This window comes from Mesonia ostreae, from assembly GCF_031845265.1.
Classification (GTDB): Bacteria; Bacteroidota; Bacteroidia; order Flavobacteriales; family Flavobacteriaceae; genus Mesonia; species Mesonia ostreae.
Genome location: NZ_JAVRBG010000008.1, coordinates 101555 through 128071, shown reverse-complemented (window position 1 = coordinate 128071; position 26517 = coordinate 101555). Strand labels below are relative to the sequence as shown.

24 protein-coding genes are annotated in these 26517 nt (G+C 34.1%); 9 read left to right on the top strand and 15 right to left on the bottom strand.

The genetic code is table 11. The features are described 5' to 3' along the window. The first annotated feature begins 3 nt into the window (after positions 1–3). From RLT85_RS09565 to RLT85_RS09540, 6 genes are read left to right on the top strand one after another with little or no spacing between them, the layout of a single operon-like run. The gene (locus RLT85_RS09565) at positions 4–585 is read left to right on the top strand and encodes a conjugal transfer protein (protein ID WP_375712346.1); all 582 of its coding nucleotides are present in this window, start codon (positions 4–6) and stop codon (positions 583–585) included. Between the two features lie 2 nt (positions 586–587). Then, entirely contained in the window at positions 588–1430 is an 843-nt protein-coding gene (locus tag RLT85_RS09560; protein WP_311401809.1) for a hypothetical protein, read from the top strand. Between the two features lie 20 nt (positions 1431–1450). Continuing rightward, on the top strand, positions 1451–2065 hold the full coding sequence (locus RLT85_RS09555) for a conjugal transfer protein TraK (RefSeq protein ID WP_311401808.1): 615 nt from the start codon (positions 1451–1453) through the stop codon (positions 2063–2065). 33 nt (positions 2066–2098) lie between these two features. Beyond that, positions 2099–3028 (top strand): conjugative transposon protein TraM, encoded by a 930-nt coding sequence (gene traM, locus RLT85_RS09550; RefSeq protein ID WP_311401807.1) that lies wholly within the window; start codon positions 2099–2101, stop codon positions 3026–3028. 32 nt (positions 3029–3060) lie between these two features. Continuing rightward, on the top strand, positions 3061–3894 hold the full coding sequence (locus tag RLT85_RS09545; RefSeq protein WP_311401806.1) for a DUF4138 domain-containing protein: 834 nt from the start codon (positions 3061–3063) through the stop codon (positions 3892–3894). Positions 3895–3901: 7 nt separating this feature from the next. Beyond that, positions 3902–4264, top strand: coding sequence for a hypothetical protein (locus tag RLT85_RS09540; RefSeq protein WP_311401805.1), 363 nt, complete (start codon positions 3902–3904; stop codon positions 4262–4264). Here the strand turns inward: RLT85_RS09540 and RLT85_RS09535 are convergent. The 14 genes from RLT85_RS09535 to RLT85_RS09470 all read right to left on the bottom strand — a co-directional run bounded on the left by RLT85_RS09535 (position 4261) and on the right by RLT85_RS09470 (position 20193). Then, positions 4261–6540 (bottom strand): hypothetical protein, encoded by a 2280-nt coding sequence (locus RLT85_RS09535; protein ID WP_311401804.1) that lies wholly within the window; start codon positions 6538–6540, stop codon positions 4261–4263. The genes RLT85_RS09540 and RLT85_RS09535 overlap by 4 nt on opposite strands. Positions 6541–6543: 3 nt before the next feature. Beyond that, a complete protein-coding gene (locus RLT85_RS09530) occupies positions 6544–7713 on the bottom strand; it encodes a hypothetical protein (RefSeq protein ID WP_311401803.1) in 1170 nt (389 codons plus the stop codon). A gap of 9 nt (positions 7714–7722) precedes the next feature. After that, on the bottom strand, positions 7723–9090 hold the full coding sequence (locus RLT85_RS09525; RefSeq protein WP_311401802.1) for an RNA-binding domain-containing protein: 1368 nt from the start codon (positions 9088–9090) through the stop codon (positions 7723–7725). A 128-nt stretch (positions 9091–9218) separates the two neighbouring features. Next, positions 9219–10253 carry a hypothetical protein gene (locus RLT85_RS09520; protein WP_311401801.1) on the bottom strand — a complete coding sequence of 345 codons (1035 nt, stop codon included), beginning with the start codon at positions 10251–10253 and terminating at the stop codon, positions 9219–9221. A gap of 36 nt (positions 10254–10289) precedes the next feature. Continuing rightward, positions 10290–10592 (bottom strand): hypothetical protein, encoded by a 303-nt coding sequence (locus tag RLT85_RS09515; protein ID WP_311401800.1) that lies wholly within the window; start codon positions 10590–10592, stop codon positions 10290–10292. Beyond that, positions 10592–12895, bottom strand: coding sequence for an ATPase (locus tag RLT85_RS09510; RefSeq protein ID WP_311401799.1), 2304 nt, complete (start codon positions 12893–12895; stop codon positions 10592–10594). The genes RLT85_RS09515 and RLT85_RS09510 overlap by 1 nt, the downstream gene beginning before the upstream one ends. A 150-nt stretch (positions 12896–13045) precedes the next feature. Continuing rightward, a complete protein-coding gene (locus RLT85_RS09505; RefSeq protein ID WP_311401798.1) occupies positions 13046–15466 on the bottom strand; it encodes an HD domain-containing protein in 2421 nt (806 codons plus the stop codon). 104 nt (positions 15467–15570) lie between these two features. Further along, positions 15571–17151, bottom strand: coding sequence for a type IV secretory system conjugative DNA transfer family protein (locus tag RLT85_RS09500; RefSeq protein ID WP_311401797.1), 1581 nt, complete (start codon positions 17149–17151; stop codon positions 15571–15573). 9 nt (positions 17152–17160) lie between these two features. Next, a complete protein-coding gene (gene mobB / locus RLT85_RS09495) occupies positions 17161–18192 on the bottom strand; it encodes a MobB family relaxase (RefSeq protein ID WP_311401796.1) in 1032 nt (343 codons plus the stop codon). Positions 18193–18203: 11 nt separating this feature from the next. After that, positions 18204–18584, bottom strand: coding sequence for a BfmA/BtgA family mobilization protein (locus tag RLT85_RS09490; RefSeq protein ID WP_311401853.1), 381 nt, complete (start codon positions 18582–18584; stop codon positions 18204–18206). A 441-nt stretch (positions 18585–19025) separates the two neighbouring features. Continuing rightward, positions 19026–19223 (bottom strand): hypothetical protein, encoded by a 198-nt coding sequence (locus RLT85_RS09485; protein WP_311401795.1) that lies wholly within the window; start codon positions 19221–19223, stop codon positions 19026–19028. Positions 19224–19234: 11 nt separating this feature from the next. Continuing rightward, positions 19235–19615: a DUF6876 family protein gene (locus RLT85_RS09480; RefSeq protein ID WP_311401794.1), complete on the bottom strand. Its 381-nt coding sequence runs from the start codon at positions 19613–19615 to the stop codon at positions 19235–19237. A gap of 78 nt (positions 19616–19693) precedes the next feature. Further along, positions 19694–20035, bottom strand: a complete 342-nt coding sequence (locus RLT85_RS09475; protein ID WP_311401793.1) for a single-stranded DNA-binding protein — start codon at positions 20033–20035, stop codon at positions 19694–19696. A 17-nt stretch (positions 20036–20052) separates the two neighbouring features. After that, entirely contained in the window at positions 20053–20193 is a 141-nt protein-coding gene (locus RLT85_RS09470) for a hypothetical protein (protein ID WP_169718955.1), read from the bottom strand. 1052 nt (positions 20194–21245) lie between these two features. Here RLT85_RS09470 and RLT85_RS09465 point away from each other — a divergent pair. The 3 genes from RLT85_RS09465 to RLT85_RS09455 are packed head-to-tail and all read left to right on the top strand — an operon-like array spanning position 21246 to position 25307. Then, positions 21246–21887 (top strand): helix-turn-helix domain-containing protein, encoded by a 642-nt coding sequence (locus RLT85_RS09465; RefSeq protein ID WP_311401792.1) that lies wholly within the window; start codon positions 21246–21248, stop codon positions 21885–21887. After that, entirely contained in the window at positions 21884–22867 is a 984-nt protein-coding gene (locus tag RLT85_RS09460; RefSeq protein WP_311401791.1) for an alpha/beta fold hydrolase, read from the top strand. Before RLT85_RS09465 ends, RLT85_RS09460 begins: the two co-directional genes overlap by 4 nt. A 52-nt stretch (positions 22868–22919) precedes the next feature. Next, positions 22920–25307: a TonB-dependent receptor gene (locus RLT85_RS09455; RefSeq protein ID WP_311401790.1), complete on the top strand. Its 2388-nt coding sequence runs from the start codon at positions 22920–22922 to the stop codon at positions 25305–25307. A 513-nt stretch (positions 25308–25820) separates the two neighbouring features. Here RLT85_RS09455 and RLT85_RS09450 read toward each other — a convergent pair. Next, the gene (locus RLT85_RS09450; RefSeq protein ID WP_311401789.1) at positions 25821–26501 is read right to left on the bottom strand and encodes a hypothetical protein; all 681 of its coding nucleotides are present in this window, start codon (positions 26499–26501) and stop codon (positions 25821–25823) included. Between the last annotated feature and the right edge of the window lie 16 nt (positions 26502–26517).

The following is a 26517-nucleotide window of genomic DNA, read 5'->3' as shown; positions in this document are numbered from 1 at the left end:
ATTATGAAGACAAAAATCAAAATTTTAGTAATGACAGTAGCCTTGACCTTATTTATGTCGGGAAATGCTACCGCACAAGGAATGCCCACTTATGACAATACCAATTTTATCAGTTTGGTAAAACAACTATTGGAATCAGGTAAACAGACCGCTCAAATGATTAAGTCTGTAAAATTCCTAAAGGATGCTAAAGAAGCCATCGAGCAAGTATCAAGCGTAGTTCAACAACTCAACGCTGTCCAAGAAATTGCAGACAATAATCAGCGCCTTATCAATGTAATGCAAAATGATTTACAGGACATTTTAAACTCGCCCTACATCAAACCCAATGAAGTTTCAAGAGTTATGGAATCATTCGATGCAATAGTCCAAAATTCATTAGAAACGGTAGATTTTATTGATGAAGTTTTATCCAGCGATTACCTAAAAATGAGTGATGCAGAGCGTGCCGCAATTTTGAAAGAAAAAGAACTGGAATCAAAGCAAATGGTTTCTACCATCACGACAAAAACAAAACGCTATCGTGATATCATTTCATTCAGAAAAATGCAGGATAAGGTAAATAACCGCGAAACAGGATATTAAAAATGACCGCAACCATACTTTTAGGGATTGGATTGGAATACATCGATACGGTATTTCAGACCATACAGAACAGCAGCTTCTCGCAATATACTATTGCCGGAATGAAAACGCTTGCTGTCCTGTTTTTTCTGGTTAACATCCTGAAAAAGTACAATGAAGGTGTTGCGGATAAAGACGGTTATACTTGGGGATTGAGTCCAGGGGACTTGATGAAGAATTTTGCCATTGTCATATTAGTAATTTTTTCAACGCAGGTGTTAGGGTTCTTTGATGGGATATTGGTAGCCATCGAGGGGCAGTATAGGGGCACAGCACCTGCGTTATTACCATTACAAATGCAGGACATTCCTTTAGAGGAAGACGTAAGTCTTTTTGATGCTGCAAGCTCAGCAATGACCCTTTTATACGAAGCTTTAGTAACACCATTGTATGGGTTTAAGATATTGGCATTTATTCTAAGCACTATACTTTGGATTCTTGACCTATTCATTTATCCGTTGTTTTTGGCAGAGCGTTTTTTCCTTTTGGGGATAATGCAAGCGTTCTTCCCTTTGGTCATTAGCCTTGCAGTATTTGAAAAATTCCGTTCACTTGCTTATACATTCTTCAAGTTGTATGCTGCTGTATATATGTTAGTGCCGGCATTCTTTTTAGTCAATGTATTTGTTAACGCTATTTATACGGAAATCAACACCAATTTTTGGGTCAACTTATTTGGTACCGATACAGGTCAAGGCTTTTTTGCGCCTGTTGTTCAATTAGGTTCTGTTGCATTTATTGTTTTCCTGAAATTCAAATTATACAAACGAGCAACGTCCTTTACGCTCAGATTGTTTACTGCCTAAGGCAGATTAAAAATAAGAATATGAAAACACCATACAAGAATATTTATAACGTCCTAAAATTGAATCGGTTTATCGTTTTGGCAGTTGTTGTTTGTGCCTTACTGTCCAGTACCTTTTCAGTTTGGATGGTATTCAATACAAATCAAAAAGCGCTCAATAGTGCTTTTGCCATCAATACAGATGGCAGTATAATTCCCCTGAAGCTCGTGACCCAAAAAGAAAACTTTAGGGTCGAAGCATTAGCACATTTGGATCTGTTCCATAATTACTTCTATAACATCGATGCCAGTAATTATGAACGTAACTTGGAAAAGGCACTTTGGTTAGGTAACAGTTCCGTGGACAATCTCTATCGCCAGAAAAAGGCCGATGGTGTTTACAATAGATTACTTCAGTATTCCTTGGTTCAAAAAGTACTAAGCATCGATTCGCGGATAAATGAAAATAATGGCTCGTACAGTTTTACCACGACGACCATTTTTGAAATCAATAGAGGTTCAATCATCGACACTTATGAATTGGTTTCTACCGGAAACTTGATTATGGTTGACCGAAATTTTCCAAATAATCCACACGGATTATTGATTACCAGTTACTTCGAAAACACCTTAAAGAAAATATCAGATGAAAGTTGAAAGCCGATAATCGGCACTTAAAAACTCACTCTTATGAAAGTAGAAAAAAACAAGATAGTATTTGTAGCGGTTTTAGCCGTGATTTTCATATTCTTGATTTCCTATTCCGTAATGGTTATGGGCGATGATGATAGCGAAAATGAAAGCCTACAACAGACATTAATTCCTGATTTGGAAGAAGACCAAAAAGAGTACGATTCTAAATTGGATGCAATCAATGATTTAAAAGAAGTGCGTGAAAATAACGCACCCAGCATCTATGATGAAAAGCTTATAGACTCTTTGGGATTTTACGACCCAGATCTTCCTGAACGTGAAAAAGAGCGTATTGTAGATAGCATCTATGAGGCTGGTAAGATTCAGTATTCAGAGAAGCGATACCAGAATTTAGGGCAAAAAAGAACTGTTCGCAAAACAGTATCAAAGATCGATTCTGCTGAAGTAAAAAGGGAACAAAAAATTGAAGCCAAAGAATTGGGCTTAGAACATCAATTGTTCTTTGCCGCTTCGCCAAAACCCAATGAAGTTTCAATCATAGGTAATACAGATGAAACTATATACGTGGTAGTAGATGGCGACCAAGTCGTAAAAGCTAATACCAGATTACGAATGCGCCTGACCAAAACTGCTACAATCAATGGTAAAGAAATGCCTAAGAACACCCCTATTTTCGGTTTTATAAGTTTTCAGCCCAATCGTGCACTTATTGAAATCGAAAACATAAAGCACCATCCTACAAAACTCAAAGCTTTTGATTTATCTGATGGTAGTGAAGGTATTTACGTACAGAACAATTTTCGAGCAGAAGCCACCACCGAAGTTCTTGACGACATTATTGGCGACATCAACATACCTACCGTTCCGCAAGTAGGTGGCATTACAAAAGTTCTTAGACGTAGTAACCGTAACGTAAAAGTTACGGTATTGAACAATTACAAAATAATCTTAAAACCAAAATTATGAGGCCTATAATGGGTATTTAAAAACGCACTCTTATGAAAAATTCAGTCTTAATAATAGCAGTCATATGTATTTCCGCTTTCGCGAAAGCGCAAACAACTACAGTTCTCGATACCATATATGCCAACGACACCAAAAACGTTGCATTATTCTTCCCTGAACCTATTCGGCAAGGAATAACCGGTTCAGATAATTTTGTATTTACTTACAATCGTGAAAAAGAACAGTATTTTGGACTTCTTCAGGCAAAGCCTGGGAAGGAAAGTAATCTGTTGGTAGTCAATAGAAATGGTTCAATTTTTTCGTATATTGTAAGATATAAAAAACAGCTATCTAAGCTCAATTATTTCATTCCGCTATCAAGTAGTATCGGAAATGAGAAACCAATTAAGGTCGATTCGATTCTTGCTGAATCTTCTGAAGAACGTGTAGATAATAGAACGTATTACTATCAAAAATTCTGCTCGTATCTTCTTAACAGAAACCAGCGTATCGGTCGGATTAAGAAGCGAACGCAAGGCATTGTCTTGACTGTTGAAAATGTTGTTTTTGATAAGGAAGAACTCTACTTCGTTATCCAGATTGAGAATAATTCTACTTTGGATTACGATATGAATTTCTTAAACCTTTCGATTGAAACAAGACAAAAAGGGAAAAGAAAATCGTTGCAACGCCTGTATCAAGAACCAACGTACAAACACAATCTGCCTTCAAAAATTGCAGAAAGTGAAACTGTGCGCTTCGTTTATGTATTGCCCAAATTTTCATTATCTAATGACCGTAGGGCGATTTTAGAATTGAATGAAAAGGATGGCGAACGAAACATTGAACTGAAAATATCACATAGATATATCAATAACCCAAATTAAGAATATTATGAAAAAAATTGTCGTTTTCTCGCTCGTACTGCTGTTCCTTTCTTGTTCAGAAAACAAGAATATGTCACCTTCAGAAACTGCCAAAGTGGTTGCGAAAAGCTTTTTCTCAAAAAATGAATCAGTACTAAAAAAGCATACTACATCAGAGGGGTATGCTAGCTTGCTTACGGTTCAAAATATGATGCCTGATTCTGATAAAGAAATCAAAGTTGAAATTTTGGATGAGGCCATTGATAAAGAAATTGCCTGGGTAAAATATAGCACAACCTATGATGGAAAATCTGGTATTTTCAAATTGATAAAAGAAAATGACCAATGGAAAGTCACTAACAAAGGACCGAGGGAAAAAGGGCCTTTTTAATTGTAATATTTTTTGGGGTAGAGTTTATCATAAACTTTCTTTATAGATTTTTTAAAAACGTTTATTCTTTCATCTTCCAGACCCTCAAGTTCATTTATAATTTCCGTGTAATGACTTTTAACCAACTTTAGCTTACGAATAGAAAGAGCATATAAAAACTCTATAATTGCTTCTCCTTGATACTCATTCACGTGTTTGATAAAGGTTTTTATCAAAGATAACATTTCGCTAGAGTGCTGTTGACTATAAGAGTAGTTAAGCTCTTCCTCTCTTGCGGATCTGAGTATTGAAGCCTGAATGATCCCATCGTTAAATCTATTGAAAACAAAAGGATCCAAAATATTCTTCACGAAACTAGTTTGATATAGACCGTCTTTTTTATTGTTTCTCATATTATTTAAGACACACGATATTGTGAAGTAAACATCGGATTGAGTTACATTTTCGTGATAATCATTATTATTAAAGAACGCGGAATTTTTTCGAATTTTAAGAGGCTTTTTGTTTATATCAGAATAGAATATGGATTCACTTCCTCCTCTTGTTTGAATATTTGCAAATTCATTTATTATCTTCAGTCTCTCTTCAATAAATTTAGGAGGTACGCTTGAATCTTGTTGAATCGATTGCAAGTGCTCAATCTCTTTTTCCCAAGGTGTATCAGAACTTGAATTATCACATTGAATAGCTTCTATCTCCACAAAGGAACTATTTTCTCTACCATAAAGACCAAATTTCACATTTGTCTTCAACTCACTATATTTAGATGAGTCACTTATTCTATTGACACCAATGAAATATATTAACCTTAAGCTCTCATAATTTCTAAAAAAGCGACTGAGATAAAGAAGATTTTTTCCATTCGAAATACAAGATCCAACGATTAAAATTGAACCAACCTCATTTTCCTCAATTATTGTTTCTGTCAATTCCGACTGATTATAAATTAAAATCTCATCTCTATTATCAGATTTAATACTGTTTCGAATATATTCTGATAGCTTAAATGAACCTTTGTCATTAAGATGTACAATATATTTTAGCGAAGCTGGAACATATTGCATTATATAGGCGTCTAACTTTTTTTTATGGCTTTCGAAATGACTATTTTCAATGTCATCGATGACACTCTCATAATCTATGTATAGATTGTATTTTTTTCTAGCTGCAGATTCCTCACTATATGAAACCTTTAAGGATGTTCTTTCTGTTTCCTGATTGTATTTAAAAATTTCTACAAAATCCTTTATTGATTTAGTAATATATTTTGAGGCCGAAATATTTCTTGCGTTTATTATTGGCTCATCTAAACTAAATGAATCTCCTTGAATACTGATAGGAGTCGAATAATTTTTACAGTAAACACACTCCTCATTTCGCCTTGATTGATGGTATAGCTCTAAACCATAACCTTGTTTCTTATTTCTTTCCAAATTACATAAAACACGTTCTAGAGCTACTGTAGAATTTTTATCTATTGGCAAATAAAACAGAGTACAAATTTCTTCAGATCGAATTTCCGGATGAGTGCTCTGCAAATAATTGATTAAACCTCCTGATGTAGAAGCGGAGATGAGAAATATTGCATTGTCATAGAAAACCGACTGTTTGTTATAAAGTCCATCATAGGATTTGAAGGATTCAATATTGATTTCTTTATCAGTGTGAAATCTCTTTACATAATTCGTAATTGAATAGGCTACAACATTTATGGACAATGTATCACAATAGATATTTTCAAATTCCATATTTCGGAAAAGATGAAGTGTATTTATAGCAATAAAGTCAATTTCAGATTTATGCACTAAAACATTTGCGGTTCTCAAAAATTTAGTGGAGTGCTTGCCAGATGGGAAAACAAAATGATGAGATATGCCATTACTTTCGATTAAACCCCCATTGCCAACAAAAATTTCTACCAAACCTTGGTTTATAATTTCCTTTTTGTTTTTCTCTAAAAATCGCTTTTTTTTGAAATCAAATTTTTTTTCGTCGTATGAAACATAAAAAATATTTTTTTGCAATGACGCTTCCTCCACTTTGGGTATGCTCTTTAAAATGATATCAATATTCTCCTTTACTAAACCTTTGATGTTTTCCAACTTTTTGCAATGGACAAATACTAACGCTGCCGTTTGATGATGAAGTCTAAAATGGCTAGTCAATTCATTTTTAAGCGTACTAAAATCAAAATTGGTATCAGGGTTAAATATTACCGTAACATCCTTATAGTTAATGTCTTCAATTTTTGCGTTGTATATATAATATTTTCCCATTAATTAACTTTTAAAAGGGTATAAAATACTAATGAAAGACCCTTTCGATTTGATAGTATTCTGACGGTTAAGAACATCGTTGTTCCAATTTTGCAATACCAGATTGTCTAAATTGTTTTTGTCTACAGGTTCGTATTTATTTTTTATAAGGTTTCGATATAAGCAGTATCTATCTGTGGTTATCCTTAGAAATCCTTTATCATCTAGAATATTTAAAATTCTATCAAGTCCTTTACCTTTTTTCGTTTTCAAATTAGATTTTGAGGAAGTTTGATTTTTTATAAGACATTTTTTTATAATATTGATATCGCTAACTTGATCTTCTTTGCCAAACTTTTCTACGAACCCAACACCGGAATCGAAAACTAAAATTTCGAGATAATAGATTTGCTGCTGATCATTTGTTGATTGCTGAAGTAGCTTAGGATGAGTAAAAAATTGCTCTAATGGAGTATCCTTGAACTCTTCTTTAATTTTTTCATCTTTACCGATATGAAACCTTATGTAAGCACCTCTTATGCTTGGAGACAAATCAACATTATTAGTGTCAGTTCTTCCCCATTCAAATGTGTTTTTCACAAGTTCAAATATAATGGCGCCGATATCTTCAATAATAGGGTCTATCTCATTTAGATTTTTTCTATTGAATGTGAGGATATAATCCTTTAGGATCTTTTTTACTTTTTTCACTACCTTATCCTCATCATCGTTAAAACCCTCAGGTCCCTCCAATAGTCTTATTAAACCATTATTTTTAGGTAGGTGATCTGTATTTACTAAAATATACTTATTGCCTTTAAATTTGGAAAGAGAGTTCATTCTAACAAAAAATTCATTTTGCTTTACTCTTAACTTTTCTTTAATATCTTTTCCATCTTCATCGGTAAATCTTGAAATATTCCATAACAAAGATATAATTGGATAACTATATTCTTGATCATAAAACTTATCTAGTTCACTTTCTTCAACATTAATTTTGACTAACTTGATATTGCTTTTGCTATTAAGATAAAATACAAGCTTTAAAATATCCGAAAGCAAACCGAATCTATACTTAGTCAGATAACCCGGTAATATCAATGTAGTATCAACCAGGTCTTGCCCGGCTATTTTATTGTAGAGCAGGTTTAGTTTTGCAGGTGTGGCAGTTGTCGATATTTTAAATTCTGTCATTAGCCTTATTTATTTTCTTTTAACATTAACTTCCCAGTATCCCTGCGTACCGCCTTGACGTATCAAAAAACCTTTATTCTTGATAGTTGTAATATGTTTTCCAACAGCAGATTCATTGATACTTAAAGCTTCAGCTATTTCATTATAAGTAATAGAAGTATTGCTTGCAATAAGTTTAAGAACTTCTTTCTGTCTATTAGTCAAAGCCTCAATGGCATCTATTACACCACCTGTTACACCACCCATTGCACCACCTGTTACACCACCTTTTTGACCATCTTCTCTAATAGTAGATTCATCAGCAACTTCTTTAGCACTAAAAGTCATTCTAAGAAAGTTATCAGAAAAACTAAAACTCTCTTTTCCATAATGCTCTAAAATACGAGGGATGCCAGAACCTAATTGTTCCACCAGTTCCAAATCTTTAAAAATTCGCATCAGTTCCTTATTACGTGGCACTGAAAAGCCTTCAAAAAATTCTTGCTTGCTCAATCCTTCCGGAAGACCACCAGCAGATGTGATTTCAATTCTATCGGTAAAGATTTCAAACTTTGGGGTAATCTCATTTGTGTAATCATTATGCACAAACGCATTTATAATGGCTTCACGCAAGGCGATGGGATGCCAAAGGTTGGCTTGCTGTCTTTCTTTGGCCGTGATTTTTGTGGTGGTTCTGTTCTCGACCGCAATTTTATCTATCACTTGCTTAGTAGCCTTAACTAGGCATTCGTGTCCGTATTCGTTACTTTCTATTAGGTCTGTCCGGGTTGTGCCGGAATATTTAGCAACCTTGATAGAGGTATTGTTTTTATCTGCCAATAGATAGCCAGCATAATTAAATGCACCGTCTTCCGTAAGCAGTTCCAAGTTCTTTGCAAATGCTTTACCAAGGGTATGTCCCGATTCTTCGTAGTAGATTTTTAGCTGCCCGAAGCTCAAATCCTGTCGTCCTGCTTTAATCTTACTGATGGAATTTCGGGTACGCTTGGCAAAGAGCTCATCTATCATTTTTTGTGGCATCGGTTCAGCAGCTGAACCCAGGCGAATATAACAGCCCTTTTCGCTCATCCCATATTTTTTGAGATAATAAGGTTTTTCGGAGCCGCTTGCCACAATAATTTTTAGGATGTTTTTGTTATCCCTTTCCTCGCTCACAATATCGAACAGACCAAGTGCAGAAGGGCGGATGTTGTTCTTTAGTCTATCCTTGATCTTCAACTGGTCGGCATCCGCATCTGCTAATCCATAGGTATTTCCATTTTTATCGATACCGATATGTATAATGCCTCCTTCGCGATAGTTCAGAAAAGCGACAACCTCCTTTTCAAGCCCATCGGACAATTCTCGTTTGTATTCTATGCGGTTTGTTTCGGTCATTTAGTTAAATAAAATCAGACAGTAAAGATATTGAATTTAAATTGCGAAATTTGGTCAAAAAAGAATGAGTGAAAAAAGGGAAATATTTGAAGCGATATAGACTATTTAGAAAACAGCAATTTGATTATTTATAGAATATCGTTTTCTTTCTCCAATGTTGAAATCATCTTATTTACTTTTTCTTTATTGTACTGAAAATCAACTTTTAATCGGTCGTGCATTAAGTTTAACATTTCCTCAGTATTTTTTTCTAAAAATTTATTATCTAAATGTGGATAATCAAAATCAGTATTATACCAGCTTGTAGTGCCTGAATCATCTCCAGGGTCTAATATTCCTGTTAGAGAATACTTTGATAAAAGTGTAAATAAATTATAATCATTAGTGACAAAATATGCCGAAATATTTTCTCCCAAATGCTTACTTATATTTGCATTATGCATACAATATCTTGAATGAAAAATATCCCATACCGAGCCTTTAATTTTTCGTTTTGCCGAGGGTGATTTATCATCCAATCCAATCATTTTTCTAAATTCTGTCCTACCCCCAAGGACACTCATAGCAAGTTTATACTCGATACCGAGCATAAGTCCCAAATCGTTGACAATCCATTGGGTAAAAGCATCTATATTCGATTCAGCATTATTCTTTTTAGTACTCCCTAAAGCAAGTTCTCGAATTTTCAGTAAGCAACAGTAACTTAATTGTAAAATTGAGAGTTTTTCATAAAACGAATTCGCATTTGCAAAATCTGGCACTTCTCTGATTAGATGAAAATCCCTAAGGAAATCATAATTGCCTTTATTCAAATATTTATTTGGAATTTGCTCAAAAAATTCGAGCCTGTATTTAAAGTCACGATATTTATCGTTTAAGAAATGTCCATCTTTTTCGCAAAGTTCCAAAATTCCGAATAGGCCATTGATGCGCATATCCGATTTTGATATAATTTCTTTTAAGTGAAGTATTTTTCGTCGATTACAGTTAGTAGCATTTTTGCCATAATCAATCAGCTTAATAATATTTAAGCAAACATTACTATCTAAGAAAGCGACTGGTTTTATCCCTTTATGCTTTAGTTCTAAAACTTCAGATTTGGATGGCAAACTGCATTGACCAGTTTCATTGAAACAATAGAATTCTTCTTGATTTTTTCTCAAATGGTCTTAAGAGATTAATTATTAGTAATTTATTTTTTAGAAAGGTAAGTCGTCATTATCGTCCTCATCCTTAATGGAGGTCTCTTCGTTTGGCACCATCACTTCTTGCTCTATTTCTGAAATTTCCTCTTCGTCAAAAATATCAGAAATTTTGTTTAGCATATCTTCTAGATTTTTCGATTCTTCGTCTGAAAGATTTCCAAAATCAGTATCGTCAATTGTATTATCTTCAAGAAGTTGATTTATCATTTCTGTATAAGTAAATTCAACAGGAACTGTTCCTTGTTGTATTTTGACCGTTATATCATTATTTTCTTCTTTATTGAATATTAATTTCATTATTCGCTAAATTTTTTAAGATTATACTTTTTCACTCTTTTTTTGATTGATGATTTGCCGCCGTCAGTAATCTTGGCGATAAGATCAACAACACTCGTTCCATCAATTTCGCCCTCTAAAGGACTGGATTTTATTATAAGTTTGTTGTTTTCATTTCTGCAAAGAATAACATTCTGTGCATCAGCAAGCATAGGTATTGTTGCATTATGAGAAACCAATATTATTTGTTTTTTGCTTTTAATTTTTTTTACTGCAGTAACTAAACCTTTATTTATATAATCCGTTGCCAAATTATCTTCTGGTTGGTCAATAATAATTGGTGCACTATCCTTATCATACCCTAAAATTATATCTAGAATAACTGACGTTTTCCATCCAGGACTAAGTTTATCAAATTCACGACCATCGTTAGTTATTATTTTGTACTTCTTTTTATTTAGCTCTTCGAAGCTGTTATATATTCTATTTTCAAAATCATCATAGTCGTGAACTTTAGGTTTCTGTTTTTTGAAATTGCTTTCAAATAATAGTTCAGGTGTAATGCTTTCAAAACTATTTATCTTACTTTTTAAGAAGTGATTGACCACCTCAATAAATTTGTCTGTGCTAAGTATAAAATCATTCTCAATATATAGTTTGTGTCCCATTGATTCTATTTCTTCTGAATCAAAATTGAGAGTATAACTCGAAATAGAATTAATAGTTCTATGGAATTTTCTGTAGGCTCGAACATATTTCTTTAAAGATTCTAAAAGTTTATTGAAGTTTTGCCTTTTAGTTTGTTCTTCAGAGTTAGAATGTCTTAAGATTTGATTGTATGACTCTTGCTCACTTTCAAGTAAATGTCTAACTTGTTTTTCCTTATTAGATATATTCAACACTTCAGCTAACTCAGTTTTAAGTTTGTATACTAATTCAGAATCGTGTGTAATAAATGGATATTTTGATAAGAAATCATCTATAGTCTCTAAGGATTGTACATATTCGTCATAAATACCTTGCGAAAACCTTAGTTTTTCATTCTCTAATTCGCTTGATTGAAGATTATCATAAATATTAGTCTCTAAATTCTCTCTAGTTATCAATCTTGAAAGGACTGGAATAGTCTGTAATGTTTGACTTTCCTCTTCAAGAACTTTGACGCTACTTATTAATGAAAGTATATTTTTTTTAAACTCACGCAATCCATTATTGATACTAGTTTTGATGTCTTCGTCTCCAGGAAACGCTCTTTTGATGATGTCTATATTCTCAATTTTATCTTCACTTATATTGTTAACAACGCCCATAATATAATTTTGAGATAGATAGTGCGGCTTCATACCTGAAGGGTTAACAATTGCGAACTTCTCAATACCGTACTGATGGTATATCGATTCCTCAGTGTTTTTATTTAAACATCTAACTATTGAATCAACAAGCAAAGTTTTTCCGCTAGAAGAGCCTCCAATTATAACATTCAATCCAGAAGTCAAATCAATGTCTATTTCGATGTTATCTTGTTTGTGGGATACCGACTGAATATTCTCTGAATAAAACGTGGGTTTATTCCCTGAATAAATCAATCTAGACTGCTCAGATAAGGATAACCTTAAACCGTTAAAGGTAGGTTCTGCCAACATCCAAGTTGGATTAAATGGATTTTTATCCTTACCATTTGGGTATGTTGTTGGCGTATAATTATCACTACAAGTTATAAGGTTTACAAACTCATTTATTCCAAGCTTTTTGAAATAATCTTGTGTTTTCTCTAATCCTTTATCTCCTCTTGCAGTAAATCCTTCAAAGTGGTTGTAATAAACATTCCTTTCTAAGGTACTATCTAATCTTGTGTCTTTTGGTATTGATGTATTGAACGTAGCGTGAGATTGTCCACCGTGGGGCAAAAGCATAAACTCATAAGAATCAAATTTATTAATTATCTCTTGGATTGTTGGAATGGTTGGGTCTTTTTTTTCTACCTCCTTTTTAGGATACAATTCATCCAATTTATTATTAATATCATCAAGAATATCTCCAGTAATTTCTTTTAGGTCAAAATAGATATGGCAATGATATGCAGGACAATTATCATAATTTCTAATATGTAGCTCAACTCCAAGAATGATATTTAAGTTCAAAGCTACTGCTTTAAGGTAAGCATTTTTGTTAACCATATTATGGTCAGTAAGCGAAATTAGGAATTCTGAATTTCCATTAAATTCGTTAATTTTTTTAACCAATAATTCAATATCGTAATCGTCATCTACTTGATTAGGATTTGCAGATGTATGGATATGTGTATCTAAGTAAATTGGATTCAATATTATGTTTTTTTTGGGTTATTGGCAGCTATTTATGGCCAGACAATAAAGATAATATTATCCTAATAATTTAACAGAAATAAACTTACAATGTTTGCAGACAATAAATATTTTAGTTCAAATATCGACCACGCCTCAGAATAAATCCTTTTAAACGATAATTTTAAAAGCCCTTTTGAAATTTTCGCTACTGCTCGATGAAGCTTCAAAAATTTCCATAAGATTAGACCAATATTCAGCTGAAACTTCATTTTTGATACCTTGACAAATTATTTTTGCTAACTGCTCTTCAAAATCAGTCCATTTCTCACTAATAATAATTTCAGTTCTGGGTGAATTAAGGTCTAAATCTCTTTCGCCACATATATCTATGACCAAAATCAAAGGAAATGGCCAACTTAATTTCACTTGGTTGTTTTTCATACGCCAAGATTGAGGGAATAAACTTGCTGGCACTTCGATTCCGTGCAGAGACAGACGCGATTTTGACTTTGTTAAAACACTCGTAGAATCATCAGTTCTAATATCACCGTCGTCACTGATTGTAATTGACTTTGAACTCTCATCTATTGAGTTAACACTTATTTTAAGATCTCTCTCAAGGGTAAACATTTCACCCTCTACCTCAATATCTCTAGAATTAAGCTCGAGATGCTTAACCGGCTTATTATGACTTTCTAAAATTGCCACAGTCGCAGAACCGAGAATACCAATATCTTCACGGTCAATGTTAATTTCAATATGCCTAATATTCTCATTTTCTTCCCAAGAATAATCCTTCAATGCATAAGACGTAATTTCCTTGAAGCTATCAATATTTCTGGTCTTTTTATGCGAAGTGGTTTCAATTTTGATATCGAAAGGGGGATTGGGAATAACACTTTCAACATTTTCTATGAATTTATCCTCGGACATATCCTCCCAAGGATTTTTATTTTTCCTTAAAATTAATTTTGTGGTAGTACCTGGTTTGTCTCGCTTTCCCTCTTTAATCCAAAATATACTTTCCTGACCCTCTACGGTAATATTATATGAGTCACTTGACCTATGCGGGCCATAAACTTTCTTTGTGTCCACAATCAATACATCAGAAATCATAAAGCAGGACAGTATACCAATACCAAATCTTGATGTTGGGTAAAATTCTGCATTTGATTCAGCTTTTAGATTATAAAAGTCTTTGGACTTATAAAATGATGAACCTATTTTAGAATAGTAGTTATCTATTATATACTCATCCATCCCTGTTCCGTTGTCTATTATTTCCAGAACATTATCTCCACCCTCTGTATAATACTTCACTAAAATCTCTGGCTCGTATAAATTACCCCATTTAATTTCTTGTGCCTTTCTAAGCAAACAAGCATCTATAGAATTTTGTAATAACTCCCGCAAGGCAACTTCTGGATTACCATAAAGTTTAGTTCCCATTAAAAGCTCAATAACTTGAGTTTTACTAAGGTTAAATTTGGTGTCCTTATAAATGTATAAAGGATTATTTTTTATGTCGGTTTTAGTCCTGATTTTTTCTCTATTCACCTTCAAAGGCAATTTTAGATGTAGATCTCTCTCCCTCGCAAAATGGAAATCATTTAAAGTTGATATAATATTATTTCCTAAGCTAAGCTCGTGGTCTATCATTGAGCAGAAATCGTGGATAGAAGCCTCAATGACTGGATGAGAACATTTTGCACTAAACTGGATTAAGTCAGGGCTAATTTCCCAAGCTTCAACAGCTCTGTGCTTATTCCATTCTTTTACAGATATTGGATTTCTTACATACAAATGAGAATATAAAATTTTTGGGGTTCTTTTACCATCAAAGTCTAGAATATCCGCTAACCTCAAAACTACACCCACTAGAGGTAAACAGGCATATATACCTGGGCCACAAAGTAAATTTTTGTCTAGGTCTAAAAGCTTTAAAGGATCCTCGTTATGACTATAGCATATCTGTGCCAACTCTATTGTAAGGTCAGTATCTCGAAACATTACTTTATTAGACCAGTCATTCTCTATGATAGTTCTAGCTCTGTCAGCGTGAGTTTGTCTGATATACTCCGTTATTAAATACGATTTTATAAGTTCTACTTGCGAAAATTGACCTTTAGAAATTAAATCTCTCAATTTTTTTTCATCCTCGGGTCGAGAGTTGTAAAATCTTTTGAAATCATCGTAAAAAGCTTGTTCGTCAGTATTTATATCGGGTTCATAATCCCATATTTTTTTCCAAGCCAAAACTTCTTTTTCATCTGGTGCCATACCTATATCGTGAAAAAAAGCACTTGCGATAAGAAGTAATAATTCTGGTGGTGAAAGATTTTCAATTTTTTCTTTAGGTATAAGCCTTTCCATAAGGTGCAAGACACGAAACAGATGGTCACCATCGTGTAGTGTAAACTCACCCATATGCCGCAATATCGTTTTAGTGCGTTGGAAAGCATAGGAAGTCATTTTTTCTACAAGAGCAATGACCTCAGCATCTTTATCAGAACATTTTTCCTTTAAGCTTATATACAATGAACTTTTTTGCAATCTTAAAAGAAATTCATTTTTATGGTCATCTATCATTCTATTCTATGATTTTAACATTTTACAATACAGGTGAATAATATATAATTATCTTTACTAAGATTAAAGACTTATCGTATCTAAATTTTAACATTTAATGGTAGTTAGTCAAATATAGACCTTGCCTCCTCATAAACTCGCTCAAAATTAGCTGCTAAACCAGCCTGAGAATACGGCTTCGATTCTTGTGGAAACTCTCTTTGAATGTTGGCTAACTTGAACTGTATCTTTTTATCCTTCCCATCAGCATACGTAATAAACTCGCCTTGTTTCAATCGAAAGAAAACATCTGCCCTAATTTTAGGTATTTCCTTTTCTCCAGTTGTAATTCGTGTGTCAAAATCGAGGTTATGGCCACGACTTATACTTTTTGTCGGGTCTTTGATTATTTCAAAAAAGCGTTCGTAATATTTTGCGGTGTCCGGGTCATTTACCTTACCAAAAAACTGGTAGGACAAATTGCTCAAAATGGCTTTGCTTGCTTTATCTCCATACATCATATCGTTTTGGATTTTGTCCTGCATCACGTAAATCGTAGAAATATCATAGCTTCGAAGTGTCGCAGGAATACGATGCATATTCAATAAACGAATGGTAGGTGCTTCTTCCATCATAAGAAATGAAGGGTTTGCATTGCGAACACTCATTTGTTTTGTAATGGTGTGGATGATAGTTGCAATCACAGGCGAATACGAAGTTTCAAATTTGGGATTGTTCACGACCGAAATCACGGTTGGATTATCTTGACTGTTTATATTGAGTGGCACTTCATCCGCAGATAATGCCATAAATATGCGTTGGGTACTGATGCGTTTCAGCGCATTGGCCAAAGTACTTTTAACACCTGCGGTCTGTCTTTCAGAATCCTTACCACTGATAAAAGCATCAGCCATTGCCCTCGATGTCGTATTGGTTTCCAGAAACTGGATAAGGCTTTCCGTGTCCAGATATTGATAAATGGCGATTAAATGTGGAAGTGTACAGAATTGTGGATATGTGGTTTTTAGTTTCCAAATCAACCCACCAATCAATCCTTCAGCAGCATCGTTAAAGAATTTTGTTGTTCCCGTAGTTCCGCTTTCTCTTTGTTCCAAAAGGTTTTCAATTAAAACCCTTGAAACCTCGTTTACGCTTTCCTCGTTCTCTAAATAGCGTGGGGCAATAGGATTTACCCTATGAATAATTTTATCAAAGGAAATGACCTTAAAAGGGATATCGCCATCCTTAAAAAGTGGACAAGCCATTTCGGTAAGCTCAAAATCCTTGTAGTCGTGGATAATTCCGCAAAACCCTTCTTTTTCGAAGTGTTTCAAAAAACCATAGACTACACTTTCTGTCTTTCCACTTCCCGCAGAACCGATTATGGATGCACCTCGTTTGATGTTGTCCAGTTTAAAGTTTCCTTTTGTAGTTGCAAAGTTGACCTGATATTTGGCATTTCCACTTTTAGGCGTGTCCGTTTTATGCAAGAAAACATACATTCCTATATTAATTAATATCAGAGGACAAACAAAATAAAGTGCTATTTGAACCAATGGTAATTGTTCATTTAAATAATACACAAGAGCGCCAATCAATAGAAAATTGACGACAAAGGCATATCTGCTAACCCGAAATATTCCATAGAAAACACTACTGGCTAAACCAATAATAAAAAGTACCGTTAAGAGATTGTCCATTTGCATAGTTTTAGATTAGATTCCGATGGAACTCGATTTAATGGCCACTTCCGCACCGCGTCTAAAAATTTTCATTGCCAATTGTGCCTGTGTGACCGGAATACTCGGCATCATCGGGATGCCACTTTTTCCCATTATTTTGAACGCTAAAGCTTTTTCGTTGGTGGGCAGTTTCATTAGTGAAGCAAAATAGATTTTCGGATTCTTGATGAAATCCTTTCTTGCGGTATAGGTTTCAGCGAAGTTCCTTTTATAGTCAAAAGCCTTGTCAAAAGTCTTTTCCGCTTTCGTAAAAAAACCATCTCTATCAAATCCCCGTTTTACCGTTTTACCATTTAATTCAACATCGGAAGCTTTGTACTTACTTCCTGGGGACAAACTGAATTTATTGGAAGCATCCTTACGGCTCAAAATAATATGTATATGACTTTGGTTTCCTGCCTTTGGCATTCCTTGTACAATTCGTTTTCTCCCGACGCCTCGGGATTGATGTGGTGCTTCTCTTTCGAGTTTCCCTATTTCTTTTTCCAATTTTTTCACATTTCCTTCTGTGCGCCCTTCTTGCACATTTCGGATTTCAGTTTTTAGTTGAAGTATTTTTGTAGCATACGGTTGGTTTTCTTTTATCTGAAAGTCCGTGCCTTTGAAAGTTCTTTGATGTTCAATTTTTGCATAGTATTTTATGTCATCGATAGTAATGGGTCGCCCATTGATTTCGCGATTAAATGAAGCCACATAATCCTTCATAATCTCACGGGTATATTTTTGCAAATCTTTACTATGGTTTTGCAACCGTTTCAGTTCGTGTTTTGAAGGGCTTACGGTAATAGAATAAAACCGTGGCTCGTGCTTTTCAAGTTTTGCCGTATTGCCATCAATTTCCCTGACCACTTCCTCTGCTGAAATCTCGTCGCCGTATTGGTTAAAAAAATGTTCCATATCCTGCTGTTCCAATCCTTGGTTTTCCTTCTCCAGATAGCCAACAAAATCAGCCGAACTTTTAGAATAATTACCTCCTATTTTTTGAGGTGTGATTGTAATATACATAGCTCAAAAATTTACAGTTGGTTACTTGGGTTTTGTTTTTCACGGAAGCGTACTTCCTTTTTTTCTTCGGCATATTTCTTTTCTAAAATCAGCGGTTTTTTGTTTGGCTGTTCTGTCTCAAAAAGGGATTGAATCATTGCGACCGTGGGTTTGGTTTGTGTCTTTTCAACATCACGCATTATAGCGATGACTGCATTGATTCTTTTTAATAGTTTAGCTTCGATGGTTCGCCCTGTCGGACCTAACTTTTCTTTTGGCGATATCTCATTGTAGAAGAAAAAATCAAGAATGGCTTCCATCGTTTCCGTATGTGTCTTGCAGTGCTTTTTTGAAAATTCCTGAAAACGTTTGGCAGTTTTCCTTTTGAACCTGATGGTGATGAATGAATCCATTTTCTTTCGCTTTTTTTGTGTTTGACGTAAATCCATCCCTGTTTACAGGCTCTTTGGGGGCATTTGACGCAAATCCAAGAAATTTATATAATCCGTTAATTTTCAAATACTTGAAATTCAAGGGTTTATACGCTAAAAGGAATATGTAACGTGGCTCTGCCCGTTACCCTCTTGCTATTCCTTTTCGTCACGCCAAAGCGTGACAAAAATTTCATACAATCTGGCTAAAAAGCCAATTGCCCTTTAGGAATTCGAAAATCCCTATATGTAAATTATAGATGGATACAGCTATCAGCGAAAGTTAAAAATGGGATAACTATATGAATTTATGTGTGCTGAATTTCAACGAAATAAAGATACGCTTTTTTCTCGACTTGAAATTAATTGCATACAAAAACACCTCCAAAAATCTAGAGGAGCTTGACTATAAAGTTTAGAAAATTATACGTTGAATATAAAAGTATAGGAATATAAATTCCGCAATGCTTCTTCCTCTATCATCGTTTCAAAACAGGTGTAATTTTCTCTTACGTATTTGCGAATATCGTCGCCAAATTTTCGTTCCACATCCTTTTTGGAATCTTCCAAAAGACGGTTTTGAGCCTCATCGCTCAAGTCTGTAAAATTGAGATAAACCATAGCTTTAAATTTTAATATTCACTTGGTAACATCAGCGTATCATTTACAAAAAATAACCGCAGTTCATCGAGCGGAAAATCAGTTACCCTATAGCCGTGTTTTTCCAAAATATTGTCGTTGCCATCGCTGTATATTATCTCTGCTTCATAGCCTGTAAAATCCTGCTTATCTTCGGACAATCTTTTAAAGTCTATGGTTATAAATTCGCTTCGGTTCATTAGACTTTTTGCAATTACCGAGGTATCTGTAATGAGCCAAAAACATTCAGAAACTTCACATAAATATTTAAGTCCATCCGTAAAACGTGTTCTTAATAATGGGATTTGATAGAACATTTCCGTACCGTGAAAATGTTGCAATCCTTCTTTGATTTCGTAAACTTGTGCTTTCATTTTAATTTGATTTTAAAGAGTTAATAATGAAAAAGAGGGCGCAACTTTCGAGAGGAACGCCCTCTTTAATTTTAAATTCTACTTGTCTTTACTACCAAGTAAAAGGATTTCATTTGCTTCGATTTCGGTAACATATCGCTTGATACCCTCTTTGTCCTCGTAGCTTCGGGATTTCAATTTTCCCGCAACACCTACTTCTTTGCCTTTATCAACATATTTTTCAATGATTTCGGCAGTCTTTCCCCAAGCTACGACCGTGTGCCAGTCGGTGGTTTGTGTTTTTTTGCCTTTGTCATTCTTATAAAACTCATTGGTGGCGAGTGAAAAACGGGCTACTTTTTTACCGCTTTCAAGGTTTGTAATGGTTGGCTCTTGTCCAACGTTTCCGATTAACTGTACGTGATTTTTTAAAGTGCTCATAATAAAATATTTAAGAATTAATTAAAATTGCTATCTGAACTATTCAGACAGTTTATTGTTATATTTTTTTGAAGTGATTTACTTATTATATCTTGAGCGTTTTCCTTTTTTGTTTTTTTTGGTGCCGCTTCCTTTTTGATGTTTTTGTAAGATTTCATAAGATTCATTTTAGATTTACTTCCCATAGCGCCCTCGCTGTCACCTTTTTTTGTTGCTGATACATTTTCAATATTTGGAATTAATAAGGACTTATAAAAGGGAGTGTGCGACCGGTTATGCAGTCCGTTTAACTTCCGAATGTTGGTATTTTGCTTACAAAAACATGGTTATGACAGTGGTGGTGCGGAAGTAGGTCTAAATGCTTATGTGAAGTATGAAAACATAGGAAGTGGGATTAAATGCAAAATGATAATTCCGATGAAGCGGACTCCGTTCACAATTTCGGATTGTAATGAAGCGTCACGTTCCAGTCCCGAGGATTCGGGGCGGATTGGGCAAGCGGAATGAAAAGTAGAAATTGGGGATGGTGTCCAAGATATTTGCAGGGAAGCTCTTTGCCCGAAATGAAGCGATTCCTGCTCTTTCGGCAGGTGGGCGCGCAATGAAGCGGCAATGTGCTGAACGGACTATGAAAACTAATTATCTTCTCGAAGTAGAATTTAAAGCGGACTTAACTCCAAAGCTGTAGATTAAAATGCCTGTGCTGAGTTTAATCGAAGTAGAGTTTGACCACTTCCCGATTTTCTCGGGAATGAGTGGGCAAGTGAAATGAAAGTCGGAAGCTTTGAAGTTGGGTCCAAGACTTTTTTAATGAAGCGCTTTTCCCGGAATGGAGCCCTTCGCGGAATGTAGGGGGAATGGGCTGAGTGTCTGTTCAAAAAATATCATATAGTTAATAAAATATAGTGATTGTAAGTCAAACGCCATATCTTTGCCTCCGTTTATGGATTTTGATACCCAATTAATATTTTTATTTAGCGCATTAGGTGCTATAAACGGCCTTTTTCTAAGCGCCTATTTTGCTTTTTTCACAAAACGAAATAATAAATCAAATTATTTTTTAGCAGCATTATTATTTGTTCTAAGTATTCGGATTATAAAATCGGTATTTTTTTATTTCAATCCTCATTTATCCGAAATATTCATACAAATAGGCATTTCTGCTTGTGCTTTAATAGGTCCGTTTCTATACCTATATACCAAATCTTTAATGGCAGAAAATAAAGGTTTACGGTGGCTGCTTCATATTTTACCAATATCTCTAATCGTTTGTGTTTTAGGAATTACATATCCATATCTGTCCTATCATATTTTATGGTCAAAGTTTATTATTCCTGTCATTCATTTGGTTTGGTTACTTTATATTATTTTGGCAGGTATTCAGCTAAAGATAGTTTTTAAGAACTTTTTTTCTAAAGACAGTACACTTAAGGACATTGAAGTATGGATGCTTAGCATCTATTTAGGAATAGCAGTTATTTGGTTGGGCTATACGGTAGGGTCTTATACCTCATACATTGTTGGTATGCTGTCATTTTTATTCGTTTTCTATTTGGTTATTTTGTTTTGGATACTAAAACGGAAGAGAAAGAATCTTTTTTTTGAAGAGAACATTAAATATGCTGATAAGAAAATTGACTTTGAAGAAGCCAAATCAATTGCAATTGATTTATTCATTGTAATGCAAGAAAAGAGAATTTTTGAAAATCCAAATCTCAAACTTGCAGATGTTTCTAAAGAACTCAATATTCAACCGCATAATTTATCCCAATACCTAAATGATAATTTAGGGAAAAGTTTTCCAATGTTTGTAAATAAATATCGAATTGAAAATTTACAAAAACTACGATGAAATTAATTCTAAAAATACTCAAGTGGATTGGTAGAATATTAGCTGGAATCATAATTCTACTATTGATATCAGGAGTTTGCTTCCGACTATTTGGTTCAAAACCAGTTCCACCAGGAGAATTAGTTGATGTTGATGGAACTAAACTTCATCTAAGAGCAGAAGGCCAAAAAAATGATTTGCCAACCCTTGTTCTTGAATCAGGTGCTGGAGGTGATACTGATGTATTTCATTGGGTTGCAGAAGGACTGAAAAAAGATATGAGAGTTATTCGGTATGACAGAGAAGGAAAATGGTTTAGCGAACCAAGTAATGACAATATTACGCCAGAATTTTATGCTCGCCAATTGCATAAATTACTAGAAAAAAATGGTGAAAAACCACCTTATATATTGGCAGGTCATTCTATGGGCGGCCCTTATAATCTAATTTTTAGAGATCTATACCCAAATGAAGTAAAAGGTATGGTTTTTCTGGATTCGAGTTATCCCGAACAATGGGAACGATTAGCAGCAAATGAAATGTTTGATGAAAATCAAGTTGTCTTAATAAAATCTGTTGCAATACTTTCCGATATGGGAATAACCGGAGCCTATTATGAAATAACTAATCCAAAATCTATAGATAAATATCTGCCAAAGGATGCCCGGGATCGTAAACTGGATCTGACTTCATATTCAGGGGATGTTTATCGCAGGTATGTAAAAGAAAATACGATAAATGATGATATACTTTTACGAGCAGGTCAAGCCAGTAGTTTAGATTCGTTACCAGTTTTGGTGTTTACCGCAAAAAAACAGTACGGCGATCCTAAAATATGGTTCAAGATGCAAAAAGAGCTTAAAAATTTGTCTACCAAAGGAAAACAATTTTATATGGATGCAAATCACGGTACGATAATTACTAAAAAAGAAAATGCTGAAATAGTCAATAAAGAAATACTTTTTATGGCTAAATCAATTAAACAAAAAAATCATAAATAAACTTTACACAACAATTCTGCATTCCTTAATTGCAACTTATCAAAAATAAAATATGAAAAAAATTATTACCTTTTTTATAATACTCTCAAGTTTAACAGTAACCGCACAAACAGAAATAGCAGGTAGTGTTTTAGAAAAAGAGTCTCAAAAGCCTTTAGAATTTGCGGAAGTAATTGTGCTGAATAATAAGTCTTCAATTATTACAGGTGCGGTTACTGATGCTAATGGCGTTTTTGAATTAAATGTAGAAAAAGGAGAATATACAATGCAGGTTACTTATACCGGTGAAATACTATTTACTAAAAATATAACTGTCGCAGAAAAGTCTATTGACATAGGTGTTATAGAAATTGTAAATGCTCAAGAATTAGACGAAGTGGTTGTTGCTGCAAAAAAGAAGTTGATTCAACGGAAGATAGACCGTTTAATTTTTAATGTAGAAAATTCTTCGAAAGCTTCCGCAGGGGATGCATTAGAAGTTTTAAGAGTGACACCAGGAGTACGTGTGCAAAATAATCAAATTACAATGATAGGGAAAAGTAATCTTCAAGTAATGATTAATGATAAGATTGTGCAGCTATCTGGCGAAGATTTGTCCAATTTTTTAAGGTCTATTGCATCAGAAGATATTAAGAATATAGAGGTTATTACAACACCACCAGCAAAATATGAAGCTTCTGGAAATAGTGGTTTAGTAAATATTACTTTAAAACAAGCTAAGAAAGATTCATGGAATGCCCAATTAAAATCTTCCTACACGCAACGACGCTATCCTGCAGGTTCTGTTGGAGGAAATTTTAATTTCAATAAAGATAAGTTGAGTATAGCATCTTCAATTAATTACACTGACGCAGATTTTTTCTATGATCAACAAGATAATGCTTACTTCCCTGATGGTCTATGGGCTACATCAACACCTGTCAAATTTTCAAATAAAGGACTTTCAGGAAGAATAGATCTCAATTATCAAATAACATCTAATTGGGAAATGGGGGCGCAGTATTTATATAATAAATCTGATTACTTAAGCACTGACACTCCATACACCGCTGTATATGATAATAATACAAATGAAATCATAAGATCACTTCGATCTAATGGAGCAATGGACTTAAGTCCTGAAATTCATTCTGTAAACTATAATAATGGATTTACACTAGACACTCTAGGAAGAAAAATAACATTGAACTTGGATTATTTCAAGTATAACAATCCAGATATCAAAACCTATAACGGGGTTTCAATTATTGAAGACCCATATTCCGAGCAATTTTATAGAGGTATCAACACAAACAAACAAGATGTTACCAATGTCTCTGCTAAGTTAGATATTGAATATCCTTTACATTGGGTAGATTTAAGTTTTGGCGGGAAAATATCGAGCTCGAAATCATTAAATGATATTTTATTTTACAACAGTGGTTTGGTTGATGATCCAGTCACTGATATGCCCTTAGCTCAAAATGATTTCGAATATAAAGAGGATATTCAGGCTGCATATATTTCCGCCAATAAAAAATTTAATGATACTTGGAGTATGCAAATAGGATTGCGAATGGAAGCAACACAAACTGATTCTAAATCTAATAATTTGAATTTGTCAGTAAATGATGATTATGCCAAACTATTCCCAACGTTTTACCTATCCTATAATGCTACAGAGAATTCTAATTTCTCATTTAATTACAGTAAACGAATTAAAAGACCTAGTTTTTCTCAAATAAATCCAAATGATTATTGGATGAACCCATTTCAAACTATAGCTGGAAATGCATTTTTACAGCCATCTTTCATTGATAATTTTGAATTAACGAACACCTATAAAAACTTTGTTACCAAACTCTATTATAATTATGAGGATGATGTTTTTTCAAGGGTTCCATTAGCAGATAGTGAAACCAATATAATTCGTTTTACCTTTGAAAACTTCATAACTACCAATCGAATTGGTTTTTCAGAAAACTATACATTTAATAAAGTTAAGTGGTGGAGTAGCTATAATGGTCTGGATATAAATTATTCTAAATCAACATTTAATCTAGAAGAAGACCATGAAGATCAAGAAGGTATAAACGCTACTGTTTATACTTATAACGATTTTAATTTGAATGCAGACAAAACATTGCTTATGGGAGTTAACTATTGGTATAGCTTTCCCGGTGTAGATGGTATTTTTGACACCAAATCTGCAAGTTCATTATCATTATCCTTACAATATTTATTGCTCAATAAAGATTTAAATATTACTTTAAGAGGAAACGACCTCTTTAAAACTGCAGCAATAAGAAGGACCACAACTGTTAATGATGTATTTCAAACAGCCAGATATTACTTCGATAACCGTTCATTTCAACTATCAATTAGTTATAAATTTGGAAATAAAAACATCAGTGCAAAAAGGCACGCCACAGGAAATGAAGATGAAAAAGGACGAATTTGAAACTATAGATATAATTTTGATTGAATTTAGATTTTGGAGCTAATAAAACAGAACTAAAAAATCCATCCTTTTTAAAATGAATGACGGACTGGAATTTAAAAAACAAAATTTATACATCAAAAGCTAAATTAAAGACTACCCTTAGCAAGGGTCTTTACTCAAAATGTGGTGGTAATGTGCCTAAAGAGTTATTAAGACGTATTATTTTTTTAAGTAGGTTTTAAAGCGGACTTTACTTCAAAGCTGTAGATTGAAATGCCTGTGCTGAGTTTAATCGAAGTAGAGTTTGACCGCTTCCCGATTTTTTCTCGGGAATAAGCGGGCAAGTGGAATGGAAATCGGAAGCTCTGGAGTTGTGTCCAAGATTTTTGTAGGGAAGTTCTTTGCTCGGAATGCAGCTTTTCGCGGAATGTAGGGGAATGGGCTGAGTGGGATTTAACCTTTCAAGAACTCTAAAACATAAAAACCGCCTGCCTAAAAAAAGACAAACGGCTAAGGCAAATTCAAATTCTCCTACTTTTCTTTAAATTTTTTTAATTCTTGCTGCAAGCTATCTACTTTTTTTTGCAACTTTTCAGCCTTCATCTTCAAAGCGTGAACATCATTATCTGGTCGTACTCGTTCATTTCTTCTTTCTAACCGTTCCGCTTCTCGCTGCATCCGCTCCGCTTCTCGCTGTAAATGTTCTGCTTTGCGTTGTAAAGCTTCTGCTTTTCGGTCTTCATCACCAGAAAGTAATTGTTTGATATCTTGTCCAACTCGGACAAATTTTTCAGTCAATGTATTTGCCGCTTGTTCTTTGTCTAAATTCATCCTTAATTTACCGGAAGAAAATTTTATGCTGTAAACTTCATCGTGATCGCTGGCCAACGTCCATTCCCGGTCATTACCATCTTTTTGAAAATTTTCTTCTCCAAACTCATTCAGCAATAAATCCTTTAATGCCTTGTCATTTTTTGACGGAAATTTTGCTCGTAATTTATACGAGTCATCCGATTCGCTAATAGCGATGGAAAGATTCCCGTCTTGGTCTTCGTCACCCTTAGAAACCGAGCGTACATAATTACTACTGGTACTTGAAGATGTGCTTACCGTAGTCGAAGTTGCCGGTGGTGTAGGAGGAGTTGGCGTTTGCTGGGCGAAACTTAAAGAGCCCAAGCTCATCAATAAAATGGTAAAAAAATTAGTTTTCATAGGTTCTGTGTTTTAA

What these genes read in the sequence shown, in the direction of transcription:
- RLT85_RS09565 (WP_375712346.1), top strand. Translation starts at nt 4, where the DNA reads ATGAAGACAAAAATCAAAATTTTAGTAATGACAGTAGCCTTGACCTTA.
- RLT85_RS09560 (WP_311401809.1), top strand. Translation starts at nt 588, where the DNA reads ATGACCGCAACCATACTTTTAGGGATTGGATTGGAATACATCGATACG.
- RLT85_RS09555 (WP_311401808.1), top strand. Translation starts at nt 1,451, where the DNA reads ATGAAAACACCATACAAGAATATTTATAACGTCCTAAAATTGAATCGG.
- traM (WP_311401807.1), top strand. Translation starts at nt 2,099, where the DNA reads ATGAAAGTAGAAAAAAACAAGATAGTATTTGTAGCGGTTTTAGCCGTG.
- RLT85_RS09545 (WP_311401806.1), top strand. Translation starts at nt 3,061, where the DNA reads ATGAAAAATTCAGTCTTAATAATAGCAGTCATATGTATTTCCGCTTTC.
- RLT85_RS09540 (WP_311401805.1), top strand. Translation starts at nt 3,902, where the DNA reads ATGAAAAAAATTGTCGTTTTCTCGCTCGTACTGCTGTTCCTTTCTTGT.
- RLT85_RS09535 (WP_311401804.1), bottom strand. Translation starts at nt 6,540, where the DNA reads ATGGGAAAATATTATATATACAACGCAAAAATTGAAGACATTAACTAT.
- RLT85_RS09530 (WP_311401803.1), bottom strand. Translation starts at nt 7,713, where the DNA reads ATGACAGAATTTAAAATATCGACAACTGCCACACCTGCAAAACTAAAC.
- RLT85_RS09525 (WP_311401802.1), bottom strand. Translation starts at nt 9,090, where the DNA reads ATGACCGAAACAAACCGCATAGAATACAAACGAGAATTGTCCGATGGG.
- RLT85_RS09515 (WP_311401800.1), bottom strand. Translation starts at nt 10,592, where the DNA reads ATGAAATTAATATTCAATAAAGAAGAAAATAATGATATAACGGTCAAA.
- RLT85_RS09505 (WP_311401798.1), bottom strand. Translation starts at nt 15,466, where the DNA reads ATGATAGATGACCATAAAAATGAATTTCTTTTAAGATTGCAAAAAAGT.
- RLT85_RS09500 (WP_311401797.1), bottom strand. Translation starts at nt 17,151, where the DNA reads ATGCAAATGGACAATCTCTTAACGGTACTTTTTATTATTGGTTTAGCC.
- mobB (WP_311401796.1), bottom strand. Translation starts at nt 18,192, where the DNA reads ATGTATATTACAATCACACCTCAAAAAATAGGAGGTAATTATTCTAAA.
- RLT85_RS09490 (WP_311401853.1), bottom strand. Translation starts at nt 18,584, where the DNA reads ATGGATTCATTCATCACCATCAGGTTCAAAAGGAAAACTGCCAAACGT.
- RLT85_RS09485 (WP_311401795.1), bottom strand. Translation starts at nt 19,223, where the DNA reads ATGGTTTATCTCAATTTTACAGACTTGAGCGATGAGGCTCAAAACCGT.
- RLT85_RS09480 (WP_311401794.1), bottom strand. Translation starts at nt 19,615, where the DNA reads ATGAAAGCACAAGTTTACGAAATCAAAGAAGGATTGCAACATTTTCAC.
- RLT85_RS09475 (WP_311401793.1), bottom strand. Translation starts at nt 20,035, where the DNA reads ATGAGCACTTTAAAAAATCACGTACAGTTAATCGGAAACGTTGGACAA.
- RLT85_RS09470 (WP_169718955.1), bottom strand. Translation starts at nt 20,193, where the DNA reads ATGAAATCTTACAAAAACATCAAAAAGGAAGCGGCACCAAAAAAAACA.
- RLT85_RS09465 (WP_311401792.1), top strand. Translation starts at nt 21,246, where the DNA reads ATGGCAGAAAATAAAGGTTTACGGTGGCTGCTTCATATTTTACCAATA.
- RLT85_RS09460 (WP_311401791.1), top strand. Translation starts at nt 21,884, where the DNA reads ATGAAATTAATTCTAAAAATACTCAAGTGGATTGGTAGAATATTAGCT.
- RLT85_RS09455 (WP_311401790.1), top strand. Translation starts at nt 22,920, where the DNA reads ATGAAAAAAATTATTACCTTTTTTATAATACTCTCAAGTTTAACAGTA.
- RLT85_RS09450 (WP_311401789.1), bottom strand. Translation starts at nt 26,501, where the DNA reads ATGAAAACTAATTTTTTTACCATTTTATTGATGAGCTTGGGCTCTTTA.